The organism is Hymenobacter sp., from assembly GCF_035709525.1.
GTDB lineage: Bacteria > Bacteroidota > Bacteroidia > Cytophagales > Hymenobacteraceae > Hymenobacter.
The window spans coordinates 1-21,606 of sequence record NZ_DASTEP010000006.1; the positions used below are offsets into that span (position 1 = coordinate 1).

The 21,606-nt window shown below is 61.5% G+C and carries 20 protein-coding genes and 1 other RNA gene; 10 read left to right on the forward strand and 11 right to left on the reverse strand.

Going from position 1 to position 21,606, the window contains the following annotated elements; genetic code table 11:
- Positions 1 to 110 precede the first annotated feature (110 nt).
- The gene (locus tag VFO93_RS00370) at positions 111 to 1,310 is read left to right on the forward strand and encodes an acetate kinase (RefSeq protein ID WP_325132313.1); all 1,200 of its coding nucleotides are present in this window, start codon (positions 111 to 113) and stop codon (positions 1,308 to 1,310) included.
- Here the strand turns inward: VFO93_RS00370 and VFO93_RS00375 are convergent, their stop codons facing one another.
- The 5 genes from VFO93_RS00375 to VFO93_RS00395 form a co-directional block, all read right to left on the reverse strand.
- Complete coding sequence (locus tag VFO93_RS00375; RefSeq protein WP_325132314.1) at positions 1,311 to 1,934, reverse strand: tetratricopeptide repeat protein; 624 nt, start codon at positions 1,932 to 1,934, stop codon at positions 1,311 to 1,313.
- A gap of 26 nt (positions 1,935 to 1,960) precedes the next feature.
- Positions 1,961 to 2,596 carry a hypothetical protein gene (locus VFO93_RS00380; RefSeq protein ID WP_325132315.1) on the reverse strand — a complete coding sequence of 212 codons (636 nt, stop codon included), beginning with the start codon at positions 2,594 to 2,596 and terminating at the stop codon, positions 1,961 to 1,963.
- Positions 2,596 to 3,558 carry an Rpn family recombination-promoting nuclease/putative transposase gene (locus VFO93_RS00385; protein WP_325132316.1) on the reverse strand — a complete coding sequence of 321 codons (963 nt, stop codon included), beginning with the start codon at positions 3,556 to 3,558 and terminating at the stop codon, positions 2,596 to 2,598. Before VFO93_RS00385 ends, VFO93_RS00380 begins: the two co-directional genes overlap by 1 nt.
- A 129-nt stretch (positions 3,559 to 3,687) precedes the next feature.
- Positions 3,688 to 4,587, reverse strand: a complete 900-nt coding sequence (locus tag VFO93_RS00390) for a ChaN family lipoprotein (RefSeq protein ID WP_325132317.1) — start codon at positions 4,585 to 4,587, stop codon at positions 3,688 to 3,690.
- 97 nt (positions 4,588 to 4,684) lie between these two features.
- On the reverse strand, positions 4,685 to 7,606 hold the full coding sequence (locus tag VFO93_RS00395; RefSeq protein ID WP_325132318.1) for an alpha-amylase family glycosyl hydrolase: 2,922 nt from the start codon (positions 7,604 to 7,606) through the stop codon (positions 4,685 to 4,687).
- Positions 7,607 to 7,812: 206 nt separating this feature from the next.
- On the opposite strand from VFO93_RS00395, the gene VFO93_RS00400 reads away from it, so the two are divergent.
- Positions 7,813 to 9,027 carry a Smr/MutS family protein gene (locus VFO93_RS00400; RefSeq protein WP_325132319.1) on the forward strand — a complete coding sequence of 405 codons (1,215 nt, stop codon included), beginning with the start codon at positions 7,813 to 7,815 and terminating at the stop codon, positions 9,025 to 9,027.
- Positions 9,028 to 9,036: 9 nt separating this feature from the next.
- On the opposite strand, the gene VFO93_RS00405 is transcribed toward VFO93_RS00400, so the two are convergent.
- A complete protein-coding gene (locus VFO93_RS00405) occupies positions 9,037 to 9,444 on the reverse strand; it encodes a type II toxin-antitoxin system VapC family toxin (RefSeq protein WP_325132320.1) in 408 nt (135 codons plus the stop codon).
- Entirely contained in the window at positions 9,434 to 9,652 is a 219-nt protein-coding gene (locus VFO93_RS00410) for a hypothetical protein (RefSeq protein ID WP_325132321.1), read from the reverse strand. Before VFO93_RS00410 ends, VFO93_RS00405 begins: the two co-directional genes overlap by 11 nt.
- 42 nt (positions 9,653 to 9,694) lie before the next feature.
- On the opposite strand from VFO93_RS00410, the gene VFO93_RS00415 reads away from it, so the two are divergent.
- From VFO93_RS00415 to VFO93_RS00430, 4 genes are all read left to right on the forward strand, one after another.
- Positions 9,695 to 10,609, forward strand: a complete 915-nt coding sequence (locus VFO93_RS00415; protein WP_325132322.1) for a metallophosphoesterase — start codon at positions 9,695 to 9,697, stop codon at positions 10,607 to 10,609.
- A 92-nt stretch (positions 10,610 to 10,701) separates the two neighbouring features.
- The gene (locus VFO93_RS00420) at positions 10,702 to 11,052 is read left to right on the forward strand and encodes a cupin domain-containing protein (RefSeq protein ID WP_325132323.1); all 351 of its coding nucleotides are present in this window, start codon (positions 10,702 to 10,704) and stop codon (positions 11,050 to 11,052) included.
- A gap of 17 nt (positions 11,053 to 11,069) precedes the next feature.
- An RNA gene (rnpB, locus tag VFO93_RS00425) (RNase P RNA component class A) lies at positions 11,070 to 11,556 on the forward strand.
- A 126-nt stretch (positions 11,557 to 11,682) separates the two neighbouring features.
- A complete protein-coding gene (locus tag VFO93_RS00430; RefSeq protein WP_325132324.1) occupies positions 11,683 to 12,852 on the forward strand; it encodes a sigma-54 dependent transcriptional regulator in 1,170 nt (389 codons plus the stop codon).
- Between the two features lie 509 nt (positions 12,853 to 13,361).
- Here VFO93_RS00430 and VFO93_RS00435 read toward each other — a convergent pair.
- Together VFO93_RS00435 and VFO93_RS00440 are read right to left on the reverse strand one after the other, a co-directional pair.
- Entirely contained in the window at positions 13,362 to 13,736 is a 375-nt protein-coding gene (locus VFO93_RS00435; protein WP_325132325.1) for a hypothetical protein, read from the reverse strand.
- 122 nt (positions 13,737 to 13,858) lie between these two features.
- Positions 13,859 to 14,860 carry an acyl transferase gene (locus tag VFO93_RS00440; protein ID WP_325132326.1) on the reverse strand — a complete coding sequence of 334 codons (1,002 nt, stop codon included), beginning with the start codon at positions 14,858 to 14,860 and terminating at the stop codon, positions 13,859 to 13,861.
- A 113-nt stretch (positions 14,861 to 14,973) separates the two neighbouring features.
- On the opposite strand from VFO93_RS00440, the gene VFO93_RS00445 reads away from it, so the two are divergent.
- Positions 14,974 to 15,534 (forward strand): hypothetical protein, encoded by a 561-nt coding sequence (locus tag VFO93_RS00445; protein WP_325132327.1) that lies wholly within the window; start codon positions 14,974 to 14,976, stop codon positions 15,532 to 15,534.
- A 99-nt stretch (positions 15,535 to 15,633) separates the two neighbouring features.
- Here the strand turns inward: VFO93_RS00445 and VFO93_RS00450 are convergent, their stop codons facing one another.
- Positions 15,634 to 18,060 (reverse strand): alpha-ketoacid dehydrogenase subunit alpha/beta, encoded by a 2,427-nt coding sequence (locus VFO93_RS00450; protein WP_325132328.1) that lies wholly within the window; start codon positions 18,058 to 18,060, stop codon positions 15,634 to 15,636.
- 296 nt (positions 18,061 to 18,356) lie between these two features.
- Here VFO93_RS00450 and VFO93_RS00455 point away from each other — a divergent pair, with 296 nt between their 5' ends.
- From VFO93_RS00455 to ald, 3 genes are all read left to right on the forward strand, one after another.
- Positions 18,357 to 19,097, forward strand: a complete 741-nt coding sequence (locus tag VFO93_RS00455; protein ID WP_325132329.1) for a DUF1573 domain-containing protein — start codon at positions 18,357 to 18,359, stop codon at positions 19,095 to 19,097.
- Between the two features lie 109 nt (positions 19,098 to 19,206).
- Positions 19,207 to 19,725, forward strand: coding sequence for a VOC family protein (locus tag VFO93_RS00460; RefSeq protein WP_325132330.1), 519 nt, complete (start codon positions 19,207 to 19,209; stop codon positions 19,723 to 19,725).
- A gap of 136 nt (positions 19,726 to 19,861) precedes the next feature.
- Positions 19,862 to 20,989, forward strand: coding sequence for an alanine dehydrogenase (gene ald, locus VFO93_RS00465; protein WP_325132331.1), 1,128 nt, complete (start codon positions 19,862 to 19,864; stop codon positions 20,987 to 20,989).
- 108 nt (positions 20,990 to 21,097) lie between these two features.
- On the opposite strand, the gene VFO93_RS00470 is transcribed toward ald, so the two are convergent.
- Positions 21,098 to 21,454: a helix-turn-helix domain-containing protein gene (locus tag VFO93_RS00470; RefSeq protein ID WP_325132332.1), complete on the reverse strand. Its 357-nt coding sequence runs from the start codon at positions 21,452 to 21,454 to the stop codon at positions 21,098 to 21,100.
- Positions 21,455 to 21,606: the final 152 nt, after the last annotated feature.

Here is a 21,606-nt window from a genome sequence, read left to right on the forward strand (position 1 = left end):
TCTCTACCGGTGAACTAACCTAAACGTTGGAGTTACTTAAACGGTAGAGATGCTTCGACTCCGCTGCGCTGCGCTCAGCATGACGGACGTTTTCAATCGCATAGATAAGCATGAACATCCTCGTCCTCAACTCCGGTAGCAGCTCCATCAAATACCAGCTTTTCCGCTGGCCCGACGAGCGGCCCGCGTGCAGCGGGCTGCTCGAGCGCATCGGCTCGGAGCAGGCTACCATTACCCACAAAACCTTCGCGCCCGGCGCACCGCCCGCCGAGCTGCGCCGCACCCTACCCCTGCCCGACCACGAGGCCGGCCTGCTCGAAGTAGTGCACCTGCTCACCACCGGCCTGGAAGCCGTGATTCAGGCCCCGGCCGAAATCGACCTGGTGGGCCACCGCGTGGTACACGGCGGCGAGGCTTTTACTAAGGCCACGCTGATTGATGAGGAGGTGAAGGCCGAAATTAGACGGCTTTTTGGCCTGGCCCCGCTGCACAACCCGGCCAACTACGACGGCATCGAGGTGGCCGAGCGGGTGTTTCCGCAGGCGCGGCAGGTGGCGGTGTTCGACACGGCGTTTCACCAGACGCTGCCCGAAAAGGCGTTTCGCTACGCGCTGCCCACGGCCCTGTACACCGAGCAGCGCATCCGGCGCTACGGCTTCCACGGCACCAGCCACCAGTACGTGGCGGCGCAGGCGGCGGCTTTTTTAGGCAATCCTGAGGCCCGGCTCATCACCATCCACCTCGGCAACGGGTGCAGCATGGCGGCCGTGCGCGGCGGCCAGTCGCTGGATACCAGCATGGGATTCAGCCCCTTGGCGGGCCTAGTGATGGGCACCCGCTCGGGCGATATCGACCCCTCGGTGCTACTGCACCTGCTCGGGCCGCTGGGCTACTCAGGCGCGCAGGTCAACAACCTGCTCAACAAAGAAAGCGGGATGCTGGGCCTGGCCGGCTCCAATGACATGCGCGACATCAGCGCCGCGCTGGCGGCCGGCAGCCCCGATGCCGCCCTGGCCTATGACCTCTACGCCTACCGCATCCGCCAGTATATCGGGGCCTACGCGGCCGTGCTCAACGGCCTCGATGCCATCATCTTCACGGCCGGCGTGGGCGAAAACGACGCCCTGGTCCGCAGCAAAGTCTGCCAGGATATGGACTTCTTCGGCCTGGCCCTGGATGAAACCCAAAATCAGCAGCGCCAGCCGGGCCTGCGTGACCTCAGCGCGCCGGGCGCGCGGGCGCGGGTATTGGTGGTGCCGACCAATGAGGAGCTGGAGATTGCGCGGCAGTGCGCGGAATTGGTGGGGTAGCTAAAGCTGTTGTAGCTGCCTTTTTGCTTGCGAATGACCTTGGCTTGCTGCCTGCTGAAACCAGTATTTTGCCCATTTGCGAGACTTCGCAACACCTTCGCCTTCCAGATAACACAACCCTAAGTTGTATTGCGCCTTTCGTTCCCCAGCCTTAGCCGCTTTACGGTACCATCGTATGGCCTTAGTTAAATCATGCGCCACACCTTGCCCATGAAAATAGCCGTAGCCTAGTTCCAACTGAGCCAGGGAATCACCGTTTTGAGCGCCTTTAGCAAACCATTCGAAAGCCTGCTGATAATCCTGCATTATTCCTTCCCCTTCCCGATAGCAAAATCCCGTGTTGTATTGAGCTTCGGGAAAACCGTCAGTAGCTGCTGACAGGAAGTATAGGAAGGCTTTGTGCATATCCTTTTCGACTCCCCGGCCGTGCTCATAGCAAACGCCGACGTAGAATTTCGCTCGCCGCATACCTTGCTCGGCTGCACGTAGCCACCAGCTTATTATTTCTTCCCAGTCGCGAGGTTCAGGCTTATTCCTACCAAAAGCTAACCGATAGCCTACACGAAATTGCGCGTCAGCATCGCCTTGGTTTGCAAGCTTTAACAGATAAGCGGTCGTTTCCATCGGCACGCATATAAGCTTTCAGCCGCTCAACTGAAATCATACGGGTACCCGATTTCCTGCAACTCGGCGGCCAGGGCTACCCAGTCTTCCAGCTCTTCATTGAGGGCCAGCACCATTGCTTTGGTCAGCACCTCGTGGTGGTAGATGGGGGCCACGGCGGCGGCGGTGAGGGGCCGGCGGTCGGTTTCGTCGAGGTAGTAGTCGGTGGCCCACTCGGCGTAGGTGGCGGGGTCGTTGTCGAAAATGTAGAGCAATTCTTCCGAGCCGTCGTCCTCGTTTTCGACCACGCCGCGCTGCCAGCCGTGGGCGGGCGTGTACCACAGGCAAAACGTGGTACCCAGCGAATTAACCGGCTCCTCAAACACGAAGCTGTCGAAGGCCTCGGGCAGGCCGCGCGTTACCTGGGCTTTGGTGGGCTGCTCGTACTCGTGCAAAAAGCCGTTGATAACGCAGCCCTCGGAGCGAAAGAGCACGAGCATCTCGTCGCCCTCGCCGTCGCGCATTTCGAGCACGGCCTCGCCGGGTGCCCAGTGGGGGTTGTAAGAGTAGTAGCGGTACTCCCAATCGGGCGAGTTGATGGCATCGAGCACGGCTAGCGACTGGGCGAGGCGCTGCAAGGCGGCGGCCGACGGCAGGCCGGCGTAGTTGGCGGTAGAAAGCATTAGGACAGGTCGGCTTTGATGGCGGCCACGTAGGCTACGGTGTTGCCCGTGTAGCGGGCTATTTCCTCCACGCTCAGGCTGCTGTTGCGCAGCATCAGGCGGATGGTTTCTCGCTCACCTTCGGCTTTGCCTTCTGCTTTGCCCACTTCCAGACCTTTCTTTTGCCCTTCTTCCAAGCCTTTTGCTTTCCCTTCTTCTAAACCCTTAGCCTTACCTTCTTCCAGCGCCTCGGCTAGGTCGGCGCGGTGGCCGTCGAGCACGGCTACTTCGCGCACGATACTCATCTCAAGGTACATGCGCTCGTCGGCGGTCATGGCGGTGCGGTCGAGCTCTTCGATGGCTTCGCGTATCCACTGCTCGCGGTAGAAGAGCGGGAAGTCTTGCACGTCGCGGAGTTTATGCAGGCTTTTCATGAGGTGCAGCAGTTTTTGAAGGTCGGTGACGATGGGCGCGGCCTCGTCAAATTTAGCCAATTCGACGGTAATGAAATGCAGCTGCTGGTCGAGCAGCACGCCCTCGGTATTACGGAGGTTGAGGTGCTGGTGGTAGCCCGGTAAGCCCGGAAAAATGGAATGCACCAGGATGCCCACGCAGTAGATGCGCGGCATATTTCCGAAGTGGAAGTCGCCGCGCCGCACCAGCGTATTGAACTTGGTGAAGGCGTAGAACTTCATGCGCTGCAAAAACTCGGGGTAGCGGCTCACCTGCATTTCTACCAGAAAGTGGCTGCCCTCCGCATCGGTGCAGGCCAGGTCGTAGAGGCCACTGCGCCCGTCGGTGGTGAGGCCCTCAAACGTGGTTTGCTCGAACGACACGGCCGTGATGGGTACCGCCGAGCCGATAAGCGCCTGCAAGGCGCGCCGCAAAAACAGCGTATTGTGCTGGTTGCCGAAGGTGACTTTGAAGCCGTAGTCGGACAACGGCGACACGAACGGCGAGTCGGTGAAATAGGCGTCGCTCATAAAAACTGTTCGGGTAAGCGTTAAGGGCGGACTGCTGGCTTTTCGCCGGCTGTCCGCTCGTTGGGCGGCGGGCTCGCTGCACGAAGAGCGGACAGCCGGCGAAAAGCCGGCAGCCCGCCCCTGATGCACTCAATATGTCTTGGTCATGTCGGCCGGCACCACGATGACGTAGTCGGCCAGGTCCACGTTCTCCTTAGCCAGCTGCGCCAGGTCGGCCTGCGTCACCACGCTCAGGGTTTTGATGCGGAGCGGCTTCTTGCCCTGGCGCAAGTAGGCCACGATGCCGTCGTGGTGGTCGGAGTGGTACGAGCCGTTGAGGTGCAGCAGCGTCTGGCCGGGCTTCAGGTTTTGGCTGATGCTGTAGGCCATCGTGGCGTCTTTCAGGGCCTGGGCCTGGATGATGGTATTGGGGCCACCGCCGCCGTGCATGTCGCCAAATAGGACGGCCATCTGCTTGTAGCCGGGCAGGTTGAAATCGACCTTGAGCGGCAGCGGCATCATGTATTTCTTCTCATCAGCGGGCAATTTATCCAGCGCCGCGAGCGAGCCGCGGGCCACCTGCTGGGCGTAGCGGCGCGGCACGTTGGTGGCTACTACCGGCACCTGCGCCTGCCGGGCAAAGAGCAGCAGCGGGCGGTAGTCGGTGGCGTAGTTGGGCCAGGGGCGGCTCTGGCGCTCGAAGGCGCTATCGGGCAGCGTGCCGGCCGCGTACTGCGTCAGCAGCGGCTGCACGTCGCGCTCAAACATTTCCATACCCAGCACCAGCTGGCCGGGGCCTTTGCGGCGGCTCAGGTCTTTGGCTACCTGCAATTCGAGCCAGTGCGCGATGGGGTCGTTGTGCTGCTCGCCAAAGAGCACCACGTCGGCCCCAGCCAGCTCGGCGAGCATCTGGTCGTAGTCGGCCGCCTGGCCCTGGGCGGTGAAGAGGCGGTAGGCGGGCCGGTCGGCCAGCGTGAAGCTGAGCAGCGGCAAGAGCAGCACCGGCAGCAGCCGGCGGAGCACGAAACGCGGAAAACGAAAAGCAGGCATAGAAAGCAATTGTTAGCTAAAACCAAACAAAGTAAGACGCAAAAAAGCCTCACCGCAGGAGCGGCGAGGCTTTTTTAATTCAGCCTATTCGACCTGGCTACTCCACCAGCAGGCGGGCGGTTTGCGCCAGCTCGCCGGCTTGCAGGCGCACCAGGTACACACCGGGGGCCAGGCCCGCGAGGCTCACTTGCTGGGTTTGCGAGCCGGCCGCCTGGCGGGCGGGGGTTAGCTGGCGGATGGTTTGGCCGAGCAGGTTTTGCACGGCCACGGTGGCCGTAGTGCCGGCGGGCAACTCGTAGGCCACGGTGGTAGCGCCGCTGGCGGGGTTGGGCACCAGCGAGAGCTTGAGCACGGCGGCGGCCTGGGCGGCCGTGGTAGCCAGCGGCGAAGTCACCTTCTGGCTCGTGTACACGGCGTACTGGCCGGGCTGCAAGGTCATGGGCATGGCGGCGCTGGTCACGTTCAGGGCCGTGCCGGTGAGGTAGTTATACCAGGTGCCGGTGTTGGGGAAAGTGATGGTGGCCGTTTGGGGCACCACGTCGAAGTTGCCCACGGTCACGGCGCTCAGCGTGGCCGAGGTCACGACGCTGCTTTTCACGGCCACGCCGCCGCCCACGTTCTGGGTGAAGGTAGTGGGGTTGGCGAAGGCCGGCTGCTTTTTGAGGGCAATGAGGGCGCGGTAAGTGTCGTAGAGGCGGCGGCGCTCGGTGGTGAGGGCGGCCGGGTGCGCCAGGGCGCCGGTGGCGGTGTAGGGCGCCGGGGCGGGCACGCCGCTGGCGTAGTAGTCCCAGCGAATGGGCTTGGCGCCGGTGCGGCAGTTGTTGTCCACGGTGCCATTGTCGCAGGCGTTGATGCTGTAGTCGTAGCCTACTTCGCCAAACTGCCAAATCATGCGCGCGCCCGGCTGGGTGAAGTAGAAGGCCGCCGACATGGCATCGCGCAGCAGACCGGTCGACAGGTTTTTGGTGCTGTAGCTGCCGCTGGCGTTGCCGTAGGCAGTGTTTTTGAACTGCATCCGCTCCTCGTCGTGGCTTTCCATGTAGGCAATCAGGTTGGGCGAGTTCCAGCCGCGGCCGCCCTGGGCGGTGTTGCCGTAGTAGCCCCAGGCCAGGTTCGAGTCAGCGAGCCAGCCCATGGCGGCCTCGGTGTAGTTGTGGTTCTGGTTGCCCCACAGCATCATGCCGTAGTCGGCCAGCGCCTTGCCCTCGGTGTTGTCGGGGAAATGCTCCAGGATGGGGTACGAGCCCGCGTCCACGCTCATCTGGTAGTTGTAGTAGTCTTTCCAGATGTCGATGCGCGCCTGGTCGTAGTTGCCGTAAGTGGCCGTGGTAGTGGGCGTCTGGGTAAAGCCGCCGGCCAGGTCGAAGCGGTAGCCGTCGAGGTGATATTCCTGTAGCCAGAACTTAATAACCTGCTTGGTAAAGTACTTGGTGTAAGCGCTCTGGTGATTGAAGTCGTTGTAGACGCTGTACGGGTGCGGGGCCACGGTATTAAACCACGGATTGTCGGCGGTGGGGCCGGTCGTGATATCGCCGTAGAGCTGCACCAGCGGGCTCTGGCCGCTGGCGTGGTTGAGCACCATGTCAATCACTACCGCGATGCCGCGGCGGTGACACTCGTCCACGAGCGCTTTCAGCGCGTTTTTGGTGCCGTAGTACTTGTCGGGGGCGAAGAAAAAGCAAGGGTTATAGCCCCAGCTGTCGTTGCCGTCAAACTCGTTTATCGGCATCAGCTCAATCACGTTCACGCCCAGGCGCTGGATGTAGTTGAGCGTGTCTTTGAGAGTCTGGTAGTCGTGGCGGGCCACGAAATCGCGCAGCAGCAGCTCGTACACCACCATGTTGGTGCGGGCCGGGCGCTGAAAGTTAGTCGTGGTCCAGGTATAGGCCGCCGCGCCCGGCGACAGCACCGATACCAGGCCCGTAGTGCTACCCGTGGGGTAGGCTTTCAGGTTGGGGTACGTCACGCTCGGAATGTACTGGTCGTTGCTGGGGTCCAGCACCTTTTCGCAGTACGGGTCGGCGATGCGCTTCTGCCCATCCACCAAAAACTGGTAAGTGTACTCCTGGCCGGGCACCAGGTTATCGACCTGCACCCACCAGCGGCCGGTGGCCGCGTCGGTGTTCACGGTCGAGGTTTTCTTCATCAAGCCCGTCGCGTTGGTTTGCCAGTTATTGAACTCGCCCAGCACGTAGATAAAGCTCTTGTTCGGCGCGGTCAACGTCAGAATGGCCGACGTGCCCCCGTTGATATAGGTGATGCCATCGGCGCTGGCCCCGGTGGGCAGCGCGGCCGTGGTCACGGCGGGCGGCACCAGCACGGTGGTCGTGGCCGACACCGTCGAGCCGCCGCCCGTGGCCGTGATTACCAGCGTATTCACGCCCGGCTGGGTCACGGTCACGTTGGTGGTCAGGGTAGTGGCGTTGGTTTGCTGCGCTACCTGCGTGCCATTGAGCGTGAGGGTGAGCGTGGAGGCGGCCGTAGCCGTGGCGGCCACCGCCACCGAGCTACCGGCCGTTACCTGCGTGCCCGCAACCGGACTGGTGAAGGCCACCTGCAAGCCCGCATTTACCAGGATGTCGGCGCCGTTCGGGCCTTTGCCCTCGGGCGTGCCGGTGGCCCCGCGAAACACCATCGCCAGCTTACGCAGGCTTTCGCCGGTGGCGGCAGCAAAGCCGGGGTAGTAGGTACGCGGCGTGAAGGTGATGCTGTACTTGTGGTTGCCGAGCGCCGTCATTTTCTCGGCCGCGATGGGCACGTTGAAATTATTGCCCACCACGTAGCGCCAGTTGGTATCATTGGCGCTGAGGTTGGTAATAACGCCCGTCCAGATGTACACATCGCCGGTGTAGTTGGCCAGGCCCGCGTTGCCGAGCGTAGCATCGAAGGTGAGCGTGATGGGCGTAGTATCGGTGAAGAAGGCCGGGCTCACCGTAACCGGCGACTGTGCCCGCGCCGCCGCGCCGACCAGCAGCAAAAGCGCCAGCAGCCACTGGCTCCAGAGTTGAGGTTTTTTCATAAAAAGGGTGGGGAAAGAGATGCGCCCCACCCCACCGAACTGTCCGGCTGGGTTAAAGGCAGCCGAAGATACGAATTATCCTATGATTTTCCGAAATCGATTCCGAAATCCGTTCAGCTTAGCCAGCCGCCGCAGCCGCTGGCCGGCCCCGGCCGCTACCTTTACCGCCCGGCTGCGTAAGCCCGTAAAATTTGCCGTTTGAGATTATGAATGTTGGAGACCGCGTCCGCCTGCTCACGGGTACCGAAGAAGGTATCATCACCCGCCTGCTCGACAGCGAGCTGGTCGAAGTAGCTATCGATAATGATTTTACCATCCCGGTGCTGCTGCGCGAGCTCGTGCCCGTAGCCGCCGAGGAAGGCCAGGCGTTCCGCCGCCCCGCGCCCGAGCCTATCCGCCCCGCCACCGGCAGCAAGAAAAATAAGCCCCAGGGCGGCCAGCCCAAAGCTCAGCGCTCCGGCGCGCCCGCCCCTACCCCACCCGCCCCCAGCCGGCCGCAACCTACTGGCCCCAGCGCTGCCATGCCACCCGCCCAGGCACCAGGCACAAAGCACCAAGCACCAGCCAAAGGCCTCTTTCTGGCCCTGGTGCACCAGGCCCCCGAACTGCTGGCTTTGCACCTGCTCAACAACACCGAGGCCGAGGTCGTCTTCACCTACGGCGAGGAGCGCCAGGGCAAGTACCGCGCCCTGGCCACCGGCCAGCTCAAGGCCAAGGCCGCCAGCGCGCCGCTTGCCCACCTGCACCTCAAGGACTTTGAGCAGTGGCCGGCGGTAGTTTTTCAGCTCCTGAATTTCAAGCTAAACAGCGACGCGGCCTACGATTTGCTCACCAAGCGGCAGTCGTTCAAGGCCAGCACCTTCTACACCAGCCGCCGCCCCGCGCCGGTTATCGGCAAGGAAGCCTACCTGTTTCAGCTCGACGAAAAGCCCGCCCCCGCCCTCAACCCCGAGAAGCTGGCCCAGGCCGAAGCCGCGCTGGAAGCCGCCCACGAAGCGGCCACCAAGCCCGCCTCCGTGCTCGATAGCAAGCAGGCCAACGTGCTCCAGCAGGCCCTGGCCGGCGACAAGCCCGCGCCGCCCGTGCCCGCCGCCATCGCCCCCGCCCCACCCAAGCCGGCCGCCGCTATCGTGGCCCCGCCCCACGAGCTCGATTTGCACATTGAAGCCCTGCGCCCCGAGGGAGCCGGCGACCTCAGCAACACGGCCATGCTGCGCTTCCAGCTCGATGCCTTCGAGGATGCGCTGAGCCGCGCTTTGGCCACCAACATGCACGAAATCATCTTCATCCACGGCGCGGGCAACGGCACGTTGCGCAAGGAAATCCACCGCCAGCTGAGCCGCAACAAAGACATCAAGTTCTTTGAGGAGGCGCAGAAAGAGAAGTTCGGCTACGGCGCTACGCTGGTGCGGCTGAAGTAGCGGCGGGCGCTAGCGCGGTAGTTCTTTCACCACCACGAGGCCCAGCGCGGGCAGGTGGTCAAAGTCGTTATCGGCAGTGTGCAGCGGCAAATCGAGGTACCATGCCGTGGCCGCAATCCACAGGTCGTTTTTGCCCATGTTGCGGGCAGTCATGCCTACTGGCAATGGCTGCCCGCGCAGGCGACCCTGGCTATACGAATCGAGCCGCGCATACAGGCTGGCGAGCTCAGCCCCGACGCTGACAATGGGCGCGCGCTCAAAAATGCGCTGCAAAAAGGCTACCTTTTGGGCACCCCAATCGGCTTTTAGCGCAAAGGCTTCCAGCTCACCCACCACCACGGCCGACAATACGGCTTTGGCGGGTAGCAGCTGCTGCCGACGCAGATGCGCGATGACTACGTTGGTGTCAAAGACCATCCGTAGCGCGCTCTTCGGCTAGCAAAGCATCCATCCGGGCGTTTTCCTCGGGCGTGAAGCCCAAATCTGGAATGGGGAGCGGCTCAGCGGGGCACACCTCATCCAGAAAGCGCTGCACGCCCCAGCGCTTGATGTCGGCCGGTGAATAGCTGGTGCGCTGGCCGGGCCGCAGGGGCGGTATCTCCGCCGTGATGAGAGTGGCTTCCATAGTTTTCAAATGTAGTAAACGCCTTTAAAGTTTATTCCCTGTATGTACGACCTCATCGGCGACATTCACGGCCACGCCGACGAGCTGCGCGCCCTGCTCACTTACCTCGGCTACCACCCCGATGCCGCTGGCACCTTCCGCCACCCTGATAACCGGCAGGTCATTTTCCTGGGCGACTACGTCGACCGCGGCCCCAAAATCCGGGAAACCTTGCAGCTGGTGCGCGGCATGGTGGACGGCGGCGCGGCGCTCGCCATCCTGGGCAACCACGAGTACAACGCCATGGCCTACGCCCTGCCCGACCCGGCCGGCGGCTACCTGCGCGCCCACAACCGCGTGCACACCGAGCAGCACCAGGCCACGCTGGATGCGTTTGCTACCCCCGCGCTGCAAGCCGAGTGGCAAGCGTATCTGGCCTGGTTTTACACGCTGCCGCTGGCCCTGGAGCTGCCCGGTCTGCGGGCCGTGCACGCCTGCTGGGAGCCCCGGCATATAGCTTACCTGCGCGCCGAGTTGCCGGACCTGCGCCTCACGCCCGACTTCATAGCGCGCGCCAGCCGCTCGGGCGGCCCGGAAATCGACGCGGTAGAAATCACCCTGAAAGGCCGCGAGGCGCTGCTGCCGCAAAGCCTTGGCTTTCTGGACAAAGGCGGCCACTACCGCACCAAAACCCGCGTGCGCTGGTGGACTAACCCACTCACGGCCACCTACGATACCTATTTCATGGAAGACCTGCCCGAGCTGCGCGGGCAGCCCGTAGCCAACCTCGACCCGTGGTATTACCAGGAGGAGAAGCCCGTTTTCTTCGGCCACTACTGGCTGCACGGCGCGCCCCAGCTGCTCCAGCCCCACGCCGCCTGCCTCGACTACAGCGTGGCCAAGGGCGGCCAGCTAGTAGGCTACCGCTGGGACGGCGAGCAGACGCTACGCCCCGAAAAGCTGGTGTGGGTGCCGTAGCCGGTTGTAGAGACGCATACTTGCGTCTCGTCGTTGTTGAAGCTCGCCCGACGTGAGACGCAAGTATGCGTCTCTACCTTTTTTGCAAAATCATGACCCACTCCTCCCCCGCCTTCCGCCCAGCCGCCGCCCTAAACTGGGAAGAAACCGCCCCCGGCGTGCGCCGCACGCTTGTGGCTTACAACGACGACTTGCTACTAGTGAAAGTAGCCTTCGAAGCCGGGGCCGTGGGCGCGCTGCACCAGCACGTACACAGCCAGATAACCTACGTCGAGAGTGGCGAGTTTGAGGCCACGGTGGGCGGCGAAACGCGCATATTAAAACCAGGCGATTCCTTTTATGCCGCGCCCAACGTGCCGCACGGCGTGGTGGCCCGGCAGGCGGGCGTGCTGCTCGATTCCTTCAGCCCGGTGCGGGAGGATTTTCTGCCCGCCGCTTTCTGAGCCCTACCTTTGCCCCCGCAATGAGCCACCCCACCGCCGCGCCCAACGCAAATGCGGGCGGGGAGGAAAGTCCGGGCTACGCAGGGCACCCTGCTACCTAACGGGTAGGACTGGCCAATCGGGCCAGGACAGCCAGTGCCACAGAAAATAACCGCCGTTATTGGAGTTAAGAGTTTTGAGTTAAGGGTTTTGAGTTAGCCGAACAGCAACTCAAAACTCTTAACTCAAAACTCTTAACTCAAAACAGGTAAGGGTGAAAAGGTGCGGTAAGAGCGCACCAGCGGCTGGGTGACCACGCCGGCTGGGTAAACCTCAGGGGTTGCAAGACCAAATAAGCAGACACGTCGGCGGCCCCAGGGCCGGCGGCACCGGGCGGCCCGCTCGGGTTTGCGGGTAGGTCGCTGGAGCCCACGGGCGACCGTGGGCCTAGATAAATGGTGGGGCCGCCACCACGGGAAACCGTGCAGGGCGCGACAGAACCCGGCTTATCGGCTCATTGCCTAATTTCGGCGGCCGCTTCGACAAGAGGCGGCCGCTTTTTTAGTTATGAGTTCTGAGTGTTGAGTTGGCCCGGTAGCTACTCGTTGCTTTAACTCCTAACTCAACACTCAAAACTCTTAACTCAACATCATGCCGCGCATTCTCACCATCGACGACGAAAAAGCTATTCGCTTCGCCCTCAAGGACATCCTGGAGCTCGAAGGCTACCAGGTAGACCAGGCCGAAGATGGCCCTACCGGGCTCGACCTGCTCATTCAGCAGAAGTACGACGTGGTGCTCTGCGACATCAAGATGCCGCGCATGGATGGCCTGGAGGTGCTGGAACGCGCCCAGAAAATTGCGCCCGATGCCGCGTTCATTATGCTCTCGGCCCACGGCAACATTGAGCTGGCGGTGGAGGCTACTAAAAAAGGGGCCTTCGACTTCCTGCCCAAGCCCCCCGACCTCAACCGCCTGCTCGTGACCGTGCGCAACGCCCTCGACCGCAGTAAGCTGGTGACGGAAACCAAAACCCTCAAGAAAAAGCTGGCCGTGAGCACCGGCAAGGGCTCCGAAATGATAGGCACCTCGGCCGAGCTGGGTGCCGTGCGCAAAGCCATCGAAAAAGTAGCCCCCACCGACGCCCGCGTGCTCATCACCGGCCCCAACGGCGCGGGCAAGGAAATGGTGGCCCGCCAGCTGCATCAGCTCAGCCCCCGCGCCAACGGGCCGCTGGTGGAAGTGAACTGCGCCGCCATTCCGAGCGAGCTGATTGAGAGCGAGCTATTTGGGCACGAAAAGGGCTCGTTTACGTCGGCCGTGAAGCAGCGCATCGGCAAGTTTGAGCAGGCCGACGGCGGCACGCTGTTCCTGGACGAAATCGGCGACATGAGCCTCTCGGCCCAGGCCAAAGTGCTGCGCGCCTTGCAGGAAAGCAAAATAACCCGGGTGGGCGGCGAAAAGGAAATCTCGGTGAACGTGCGCGTGCTGGCCGCCACCAACAAGGACTTGCTGCAAGAGATTGCCGATAAGAATTTCCGCGAAGACCTTTACCACCGCCTCTCGGTCATCCTCATCAAAGTGCCCGCCCTCAACGACCGGCGCGACGACATCCCCGACCTGGTGCAGAAGTTTTTGCAGGACATCGCCGCCGACTACGGCGACAAGCCCAAGAAAATCTCGCCCGCCGCGCTGAAGTATTTGCAAGGCCTCGACTGGCGCGGCAACATCCGTGAGTTGCGCAACGTGGTCGAGCGGCTGGTGATTATGAGCGACGCCACGATTGAGGAAGCGGACGCAAAGGCGTTTGCGGGGAAATAGAAAATAAGGCGGTTATAAAAAGCGGCGCTGGCATAGTGTAATGCCAACGCCGCTTTTTTGTTTTCTACAGGTAACGGAGAACGGATTTGCGATGCGGGGTAATTCCGTGTTCCGCCCCTTTAAATTTATTACTCAGTTTTAATAGCAGTACAATTGTGCAGCACTTATTCATCAGCCATCATTCGCAAAACCAATGTTAACTTTTGCTTAGTTTGGTCTTTATTATTATTTGCCCCAATAACGATTTCACTTCTTTGTCGAAGCAAGAAGTTACAGCGGAATTAGTCTGACGGCCTTGTAAGTACAAACTGATTAAAGATTCGTTGTCATTTCTGTTAGAAAGATTTTGTTTTAGTTCGCTTCACCCAATAACATCGACATATGATTTTTGCTCTTCTTGCAGAAGAGCCTCATAAATATTTTTAATTTCCCCTATATCGTTGTGTCCGATATTTTTTGCATTTTCCTGTTGGGTCGAACTTCTTTATTGTCTTTTTAGTTACGTCAAACTAAAATTCCGGGTCAACATAAATGTCATCCCTGCCTGAATAAATCTGAAGAAGTTGAAGGAAGAGAATTTTGTCTTCTGCAATACTATCGCTCACGTATTTAGCTTTGTCTCTTGTAACAAAGCCTTTTTCGAGAATTACAACGTCTGCTTCCCTTTTCAGTTGAATTATATAAATAAGATTATCTGTCCAACTGCGAATCCAACACATAAAATTATCAAGCACCAAGATGTTCCATTTCTCGTCCATGCTATTAGCAGAAACGCCGTTATCAAACAAACGGAACTCATCTGCTGTCAGCTTTAAGTTCAAGTCAAACTCCTGGAACTTGTCAGAAAAGGCAATTGCAATCTGTTTTTGCTCTTGAACTGTCATTTTAAGTAGCACCTAACACCCAGGTTTACGCTACTACTGCGGCCACAATAGCATAAAGCATCCTACCATATGATGGGTTTACGCTACAAGGTACTGCGTAAATCTACTTTGGACTGTGCCGCCTACACTAACTGACTACACCCGCGAATATCCGAATTATCCATCCGACCCAGCACCTCAAAAGCACCACCCGGGTGCCGCCGGGCCAGGTCTTTGGTTTCGATAAAAGCGCAGGAATCGACGTTGGCCAAATCAATGACGTTGATGGCCCCGTCGGCCCGGTCCTCGCCTACCGAAAACGGGTCGGCGGGGTCGCGCAGCAGCACCTGTAGCTGCGGCGGGGCGTAGAACAGGCCCTCGCCGGGCGAGTAGGCCTGGCTTAGCAGCTCGGTCATGCCGTACTCGGAGTGGATGGGCGCGGGGCCGAAAACCTGCTGCAACTCCTGGTGCAGCTCTTCGCGAATCATCTCGCGGCGGCGGCCCTTCATGCCCCCCGTTTCGAGCACCGTGATGCCTTGCAGCTCGGGCGCGGCTCCTACCTCGGCGGCCAGGTCGAGTAGGGCGTAGGTGACGCCGAAGAGCATGACGCGGCGGCCGGGCGTGCGCTTGGCTTCGGCCAGCGCTTTCAGCAAACCGGCGTGGTCGCGCAGGAAAAAGGCTTCCTGCCGCTGGCCCGAGCGCTGGGCAAAATCGGCTACCATCGCCACCAGCGACGACTCGCCTTGCTCTAGGTACGAGGGTAGCAAACCCAGGAAAATCCAGCTATTCAGCGGGCCGTAGGTAGCCTCGAAGATGCGGGCCGCGTTGTCGCGGTACAGCCGGGGCTCGCGCACGAGGTGGCGGCTGCGCTGCTGCAAGGTGGTGCCGCTGCTGCGGAAAACCTCCTGCGGCTCCCAGGCGGCGGGGTCGGTGCGGACGTCGTGGGTTTTGAAAAACTCAATGGGTAGGAAGGGCACGTCGGCCACGCGGCGCACTTGCGCGGGCTGGCAGCCCAGCGCGGCGAGGTAGGCGGCGTAGGGCGGGCAGTGCGCGGCCTGGTACTGAAACAATTGCAGGGCCGTAGCCTCGGCCGTGGCGGCCGTGAGGTGGGGCAGCTGCCGCAGGTAGTCGGCGCGGAAACTCATAGGGGACAACCGGGGTTAACTGGGGGCACAACAAGCAGCCGGGGCACAACGTTAGCCCCCGGTGTATATTCGGGCCCGGCCCGGAGGCTTTCTACTTTCACTTTCTCTTGCGTATGAATATGTTGCGACTGGTACGAACGGCCGGATTGCTGAGCCTGCTGGCGGTGGGCTTCACGAGTTGCCTCAACCCGCCGACTTATTCCACCACGCCCAGCATCTCGTTTGAGAGCATCACGCAACAGCGTTATAGAACTGGCGGCACTATTATCGACTCCATTTTCGTCACCATCAATTTTCAGGATGGCGACGGCGACTTGGGCTTGACCTCGACCGAGGCCACGGTAGCGCCCTACACGCCTACTTATTTCGGGTCCAACTATTTTATGACGCCCTACGTCCGCAATTCCAGCACCAGCCCTTTCACGGCCCTTCAGTTTGCCCGGCCCGACTTGCAGCTGACCCAAAACTCATTCTACGACCGCTTCGACCACCCTTCGACCACTACCGACAACAAGGCTGCCCCGCTACGCGGCACGCTGCGCCGGGCGTATGCGTTCTTGTACGGCAGCCCGTTTTTGCCCGGACAGGAGGTGAAGTTTAAAATTAGCATTTTTGACCGCGCCCTGCACCAGAGCAATGAGGTCGAAACGACCAGTATCATCATTCCCAGGTGATAACCAGACAGGGGGCGAAGTCTTCGTATCTGGCATCATTTGTTTAAAAAAGCGGGGCCGGCAGTCTTAATCAAAGATTGCCGGCCCCGCTTTCTTAGCTTAATAGATAGCTGGATACTGGTTAGGGTCTACCTCCCGCATCACCTCGTACACCGAGTCAAATACGTCTTCCACGCTGGGTTTGGAGAAGTAATCGCCATCCGAGCCGTAGGGCGGGCGGTGGGCCTGGGCCGCGAGGCAGCGCGGGGCCGAGTCGAGCAGCTGGTAGGCATTCTGGTTGTCAACTACCTGCTGCATCATGTAGGCCGTGGCCCCGCCGGGCACGTCCTCGTCGGTGAAGAGCACGCGGCCGGTTTTGCGCAGGCTGTCGGCAATGAGCTGGTCGGTGTCGAAGGGTAGCAAGGTCTGCACGTCCAGCACCTCCACCGAAATACCGACCTCGGCCAGCTGCGCGGCGGCGTCGAGCACGATGCGGCACATCGAGCCGTAGGTGACGACCGTGATGTCCTCGCCCTGGCGCAGCACCTCGGCGCGGCCCAGCGGCAGGGTAAACTCGCCCACGTTGGCGGGCATTTTCTCCTTGAGGCGGTAGCCGTTGAGGCACTCGATGACGATGGCCGGCTCGTCGCTGCGCAGCAGCGTGTTGTAGAAGCCGGCCGCCTGGGTCATGTTGCGCGGCACGCACAGGTGCACGCCGCGCACGGCCCCGAGTATCATCTGGATGGGCGAGCCCGAGTGCCACACGCCTTCCAGCCGGTGCCCGCGGGTGCGGACGATGAGCGGGGCCTTCTGGCCGCCCTTGGTGCGGTATTGCAGGCAGGCGAGGTCGTCGCTCAGCGGCTGCAGGCCATAAAGCAGGTAATCAAGATATTGCATCTCGGCAATGGGCCGCAGCCCGCGCAGCGCCGTGCCAATGCCCTGCCCGATAATGGTGCATTCGCGGATGCCGGTGTCGGTCACGCGCAGGTCGCCGAAGCGGGCTTGCAAACCCGCAAACGCCTGGTTGACGTCGCCGATAAAGCCCACGTCTTCGCCGAAGGCCAGCACGCGCGGGTCGCGCTCGAAATTGGCCGTGAAGCAGGCTTGCAGCACCTCGCGGCCATCGACCTGCGGGGCGTCGGGGGTGTATTCGGCGGGTACCTCTTCGATGTTGCCCACGGCCTCGTCGCTCTGGCTGAAGAGGTAGGAGTTGTACTGGTCGGCGGCATTGGCCAGGCACTCTTCGAGCAGGCGCTGGGCGGCGCGGCGGCCGGCGCTGGGCCGGTTGCCGCGCACCTGGCGCAGGGCTTTGCGCAGCGTCCGCACGATGTCGGCCCGGATAGGCGTTACGTTGGTTTGCAGTTCTTTCACCAGGGCGGCGAGCTGGTGCTCGGCCCCATTGTCGGCCACCAGTTGGTTGAGCACTTTCACGGCCTCATCGCGCTCTTCCTGGATGGGGTTGAAGTAGGCGGCCCAGGCGGCGGTGCGCGCCTGCTTGATGGTGGCGGCGGCGTCTTTCTCAATTTGCGCCAGCTCGTCTTCGCCCGCAATGCTTTCGCTCAGCAGCCACTCGCGCATCTTGGCCAAGCAGTCGTGCTGCTCTTCCCAGCTTAGACGGTCCTTCGACTTGTAGCGCTCGTGCGAGCCACTGGTGCTGTGGCCCTGCGGCTGCGTCACTTCCGTAACGTGCAGTAGCACGGGCACGTGGGCGGCGCGGCAGATGGCGGCGGCCTTTTGGTAGGTATTAAGCAGCGCGGGGTAGTCCCAGCCTTTTACTACGTAGATTTCAAAGCCATCCTGGCCTTCGCCCTCGCGCTGCAAGCCGGCCAGCATGGCCGAAATGCTTTGCTTGGTGGTCTGATACTCGGCCGGGACGGAGATGCCGTAGTGGTCGTCCCACACGCTCACCAGCATGGGTATTTGCAGCACGCCGGCCGCGTTCAGGGCCTCGAAAAACATGCCTTCCGAGGTGCTGGCGTTGCCGATGGTGCCGAAGGCTATTTCGTTGCCATTCACCGAGAAGTCGCTGAACTGGCGCAGCTCGGGGTTTTGGCGGTAGAGCTTGCTGGCGTAGGCCAAACCCACGAGGCGGGGCATCTGGCCGGCGGTAGGCGAGATGTCGGCCGACGAGTTTTTGGCCTGGGCCTGGTTTTTAAACTTGCCGTCTTCGTCGAGCAGGCGGGTGGCAAAGTGGCCGTTCATGCAGCGGCCGGCGGTGGCGGGGTCGGCCTCGGGGTCGGGCGTGGCGTAGAGCTGGGCAAAATACTGCTCCCAGGTCAGCTCGCCGATGGCCACCATAAAGGTTTGGTCGCGGTAGTAGCCGGCCCGGAAATCGCCGGCCCGGAAGGCGCGGGCCATCGCCAGTTGGGGCAATTCTTTGCCATCGCCGAAGATGCCGAATTTGGCTTTGCCCATAAACACCTCGCGGCGGCCGGCCAGCGAGGCGTGGCGGCTTTCCCAGCCCAGGCGGTAGTCGGTGAGAATGTCGGCTTTGGTGAGGGCCAGCAGCGCGGGGGCTTCGGTGGCGGCAAGCAGGGGCACGGACATAGGCGGAACGGAGTTAGTGTATAACGGGTGGGGAATGGGTAGAATGGCAGCACAAAGGTACGAAAAGCGCTGTGGCAAGGCTTATCTTTGGATTGTTGGATGGTTGGCTGGTTGAATTGCTGGATGGGTGTTATGGCAAGCACCTATCCACTCTATCAGCCTTCTACGCAGGAGCAGCGGCCTAGCTTAGTCGCCTGCTGGCAGGTAGCTTTAACCGCTCGGCCATTCAGCAATTCAACCAGCCAGCCATTCAACAATTCAGCCCGATGCGCGTCGTTTCTACCCTTGTTTTCTGTTTGTTGGCTCTGGCCGCCCGCGCCCAGGGCGTCATCACGTTCGAGCACACCGACCACGACTTTGGCAAGGTGCCCGAGGGCACGATGGCTACCTACGAGTTCAAGTTCAAGAACACCGGCAACCAGCCCATCGTGATTGCCAACGCCCAGGCCAGCTGCGGCTGCACCACCCCCGACTGGACCAAAACCCCCATCCTACCCGGCAAAATGGGCATGATTAAGGCCGTGTACAACAGCGCCGGCCGCCCCGGCGTGTTTGCCAAAACCGTAACCGTGAGCAGCAACGCCACCGAGAGCAGCAAGGTACTCAGCCTCAAAGGCCAAGTGCTGACCAAAGAAGAAATCCGGGCCACCCTCACGCCGGCCCAACTGGCGGCCTCGCCCCGCTTGGTGCTCGAGCGCGCCAGCTACGACTTTGGCCGCGTGGAGGCCGGGCAGTCGCCGGTGGCGCGCATCGCCATCAAAAACACCGGCCCCAAAGACCTGGTCTTGAGCACCATCACAGCACCCTGCTACTGCGTGGGCTACCGCACGGTGCCCGCGCCCATCAAGCCCGGCCAGAGCGCCATCGTGGAGCTGGTGTACACGCAGCGCAACGTAGGCGCTGATACGCAAGAGATTAAACTAGCCTCCAACGACCTGAACGGCGACGCCAAGCTGACGCTGAAAGCCAACGTGGTGAAGGACCTGGTGCCGACCAGTTTGGTGAAGGAAAGCAACGCGTCGGTACCGTTTAAGTAAGTGATGATTGTTAGAAGAAGCGCTGCCAGCCTGGTAGCGCTTTTTTTAGGTTAATCGATAATTAATGTATGTACACTATTTTTGACTTACCCATTTATCCAGCCTGCCTATGAACCCTACCTCCACGGCCCCCACACCCATGCCCTACACCGCCCCTGTCGGCACCAGCATCGGCCACGTGCATCTGCAAGTCACTGATTTGCCACGGGCACTGGCTTTCTACCGCGACTTACTCGGCTTCGAGGTAACGCTGCTGTACGGCGGGCAGGCCGCCTTTTTGTCGGCCGGCGGCTACCACCACCACATCGGGCTCAATACCTGGCACAGCCGGGGCGGCCGGCCCGCCCAGCGCGAGGGCGCGGCGGGGCTTTACCATGCAGCCATTTTATATAAGGAGCGGGCCGAGTTGGCCGCCATTATAAAGCGTTTGCTGCAAGCGGGCTACCCGCTGCGCGGGGCCTCCGACCACGGCGTGAGCGAGGCCATTTACCTCGACGACCCCGACGGCAACGGCCTGGAGCTGTACTGGGACCGGCCCCGCGCCGAATGGCCTACCGACACGCAAGGCCAACTGACGATGTACACGCATCCGCTCGACATGCAGGGCCTGCTGCGGCTGGCCGAGTAGTCGCGCGGACTTTCCGTCCGCGCGTAAAGTAGTCGGATAATTTGCGGGCCGCCCACCGACGCGGACTGCAAAGTCCGCGCAACGCCCGGGCGTATCTTTGCGGCGAGATTTTAATCCACTTCTCTCCTCCTACCTCATGATTATCGGCGTTCCGAAGGAAATCAAAAACAATGAAAACCGCGTGGGCCTCACGCCCGCCGGCGTGGCCGAGCTGCGCAAGCACGGCCACTCGCTGTTCGTGCAAGCCAGCGCGGGCGAAGGCTCGGGCTTTGCCGACAGCGAGTACGAGGCGGCCGGCGCCACGCTGCTGCCCACCATTGCCGACGTGTACAAGCAGTCGGAAATGATAATCAAGGTAAAGGAGCCGATTGCCGAGGAGTACCCGCTCATCAAGGAAAACCAGCTGCTGTTCACGTACTTCCACTTCGCCAGCGGCGAGGAGCTGACCCACGCCATGATAGCGCGCAAGGCCGTGTGCCTCGCGTATGAGACCGTGGAGCTCCCCTCACGGGCGCTGCCGCTGCTCATCCCGATGAGCGAAGTAGCCGGCCGCATGGCCCCGCAGGAAGGCGCCAAGTACCTGGAGAAGCCGCTGAAAGGCCGCGGCATCTTGCTGGGTGGCGTGCCCGGCGTGAAGCCCGCGCACGTGCTCGTGCTGGGTGCCGGCATCGTGGGCACGCAGGCCGCCAAGGTGGCCGCCGGCCTCGGCGCGCAGGTGACGGTGATGGACATCAACCTCAACCGCCTGCGCGAGCTCGACGACTTCATGCCCAAAAACGTGGTGACGCAGTACTCCAACGAGTACAACATCCGCGAAGCCATCAAAACCACCGACCTCGTGGTGGGCGCGGTGCTGATTCCGGGCGCGAAAGCCCCGCACCTCATCACCCGCGACATGCTCAAAACCATGCGCCCCGGCACCGTGCTCGTAGACGTGGCCGTGGACCAGGGCGGCTGCATCGAAACCTGCAAGCCCACGACCCACGAAAACCCGACCTTCATCATCGACGACGTGGTGCACTACTGCGTGGCCAACATGCCCGGCGCGGTGCCCTACACCAGCACCCTGGCCCTCACCAACGCTACCCTGCCCTACGCCGTGAAGCTCGCCAACCTGGGCTGGCAGGAAGCCTGCCGCCGCGACGAGGCCCTGCGCCTCGGCCTCAACGTGGTGCACGGCGAGGTGGTGTACAAAGGCGTGGCCGACGCCTGGAACCTGCCGCTGGTAGACGTAGAAACCGTGCTGGAAGGCGCGGCGGTATAGCGTGTAGCGCGGACTTTGTAGTCCGCGTTTGCTAGCGTGCAACCAGACGCGGACTACAAAGGCCGCGCAACTTTAAGGCCCGCCGGACGCTCGTCCGGCGGGCCTTTTTTAGGCCTCGCTGCCAGCGCCCATAATCTTGCGGCGGTGGTTGAGCCCCCACTCACGCAGGGCAAAAATGACGGGGTCGAGCGTGTCGGCATAGGGCAGCACCTCGTAGGTGACGAGCACGGGCGGGCCTTCCTGCACGGTGCGCTGGATGAGCTGGTGCTGCTCCAAGTCTTTCAACTCTTTGGCCAGCACTTTGGAGGAAATGCCTGGCACGCTACGCTCGATGTCGCGAAAGCGCTGGTGGCCGGTGGCCAGCGCCACTAGTATCAGGAGTTTCCATTTGCCGCTCACCACGTCGAGGGCGTCGCGCAGCGAAGGTAGGGTGGTGAGGCAGTGGCCCATGCTGGTGGGTGGCATAGTTGGGGTGGTTACGTGGAGGTGAGCGCTTACCTGGAGGTAGCTGCTCACTTTTGGTAAGCAAAGGTAACGACCTTTGTATCGTCATCGGGCCAGTGCGCTATTGCCCGGCCGGTGCCACTCTTCCATCAAACCGGGGCTCGGTGCCCCTA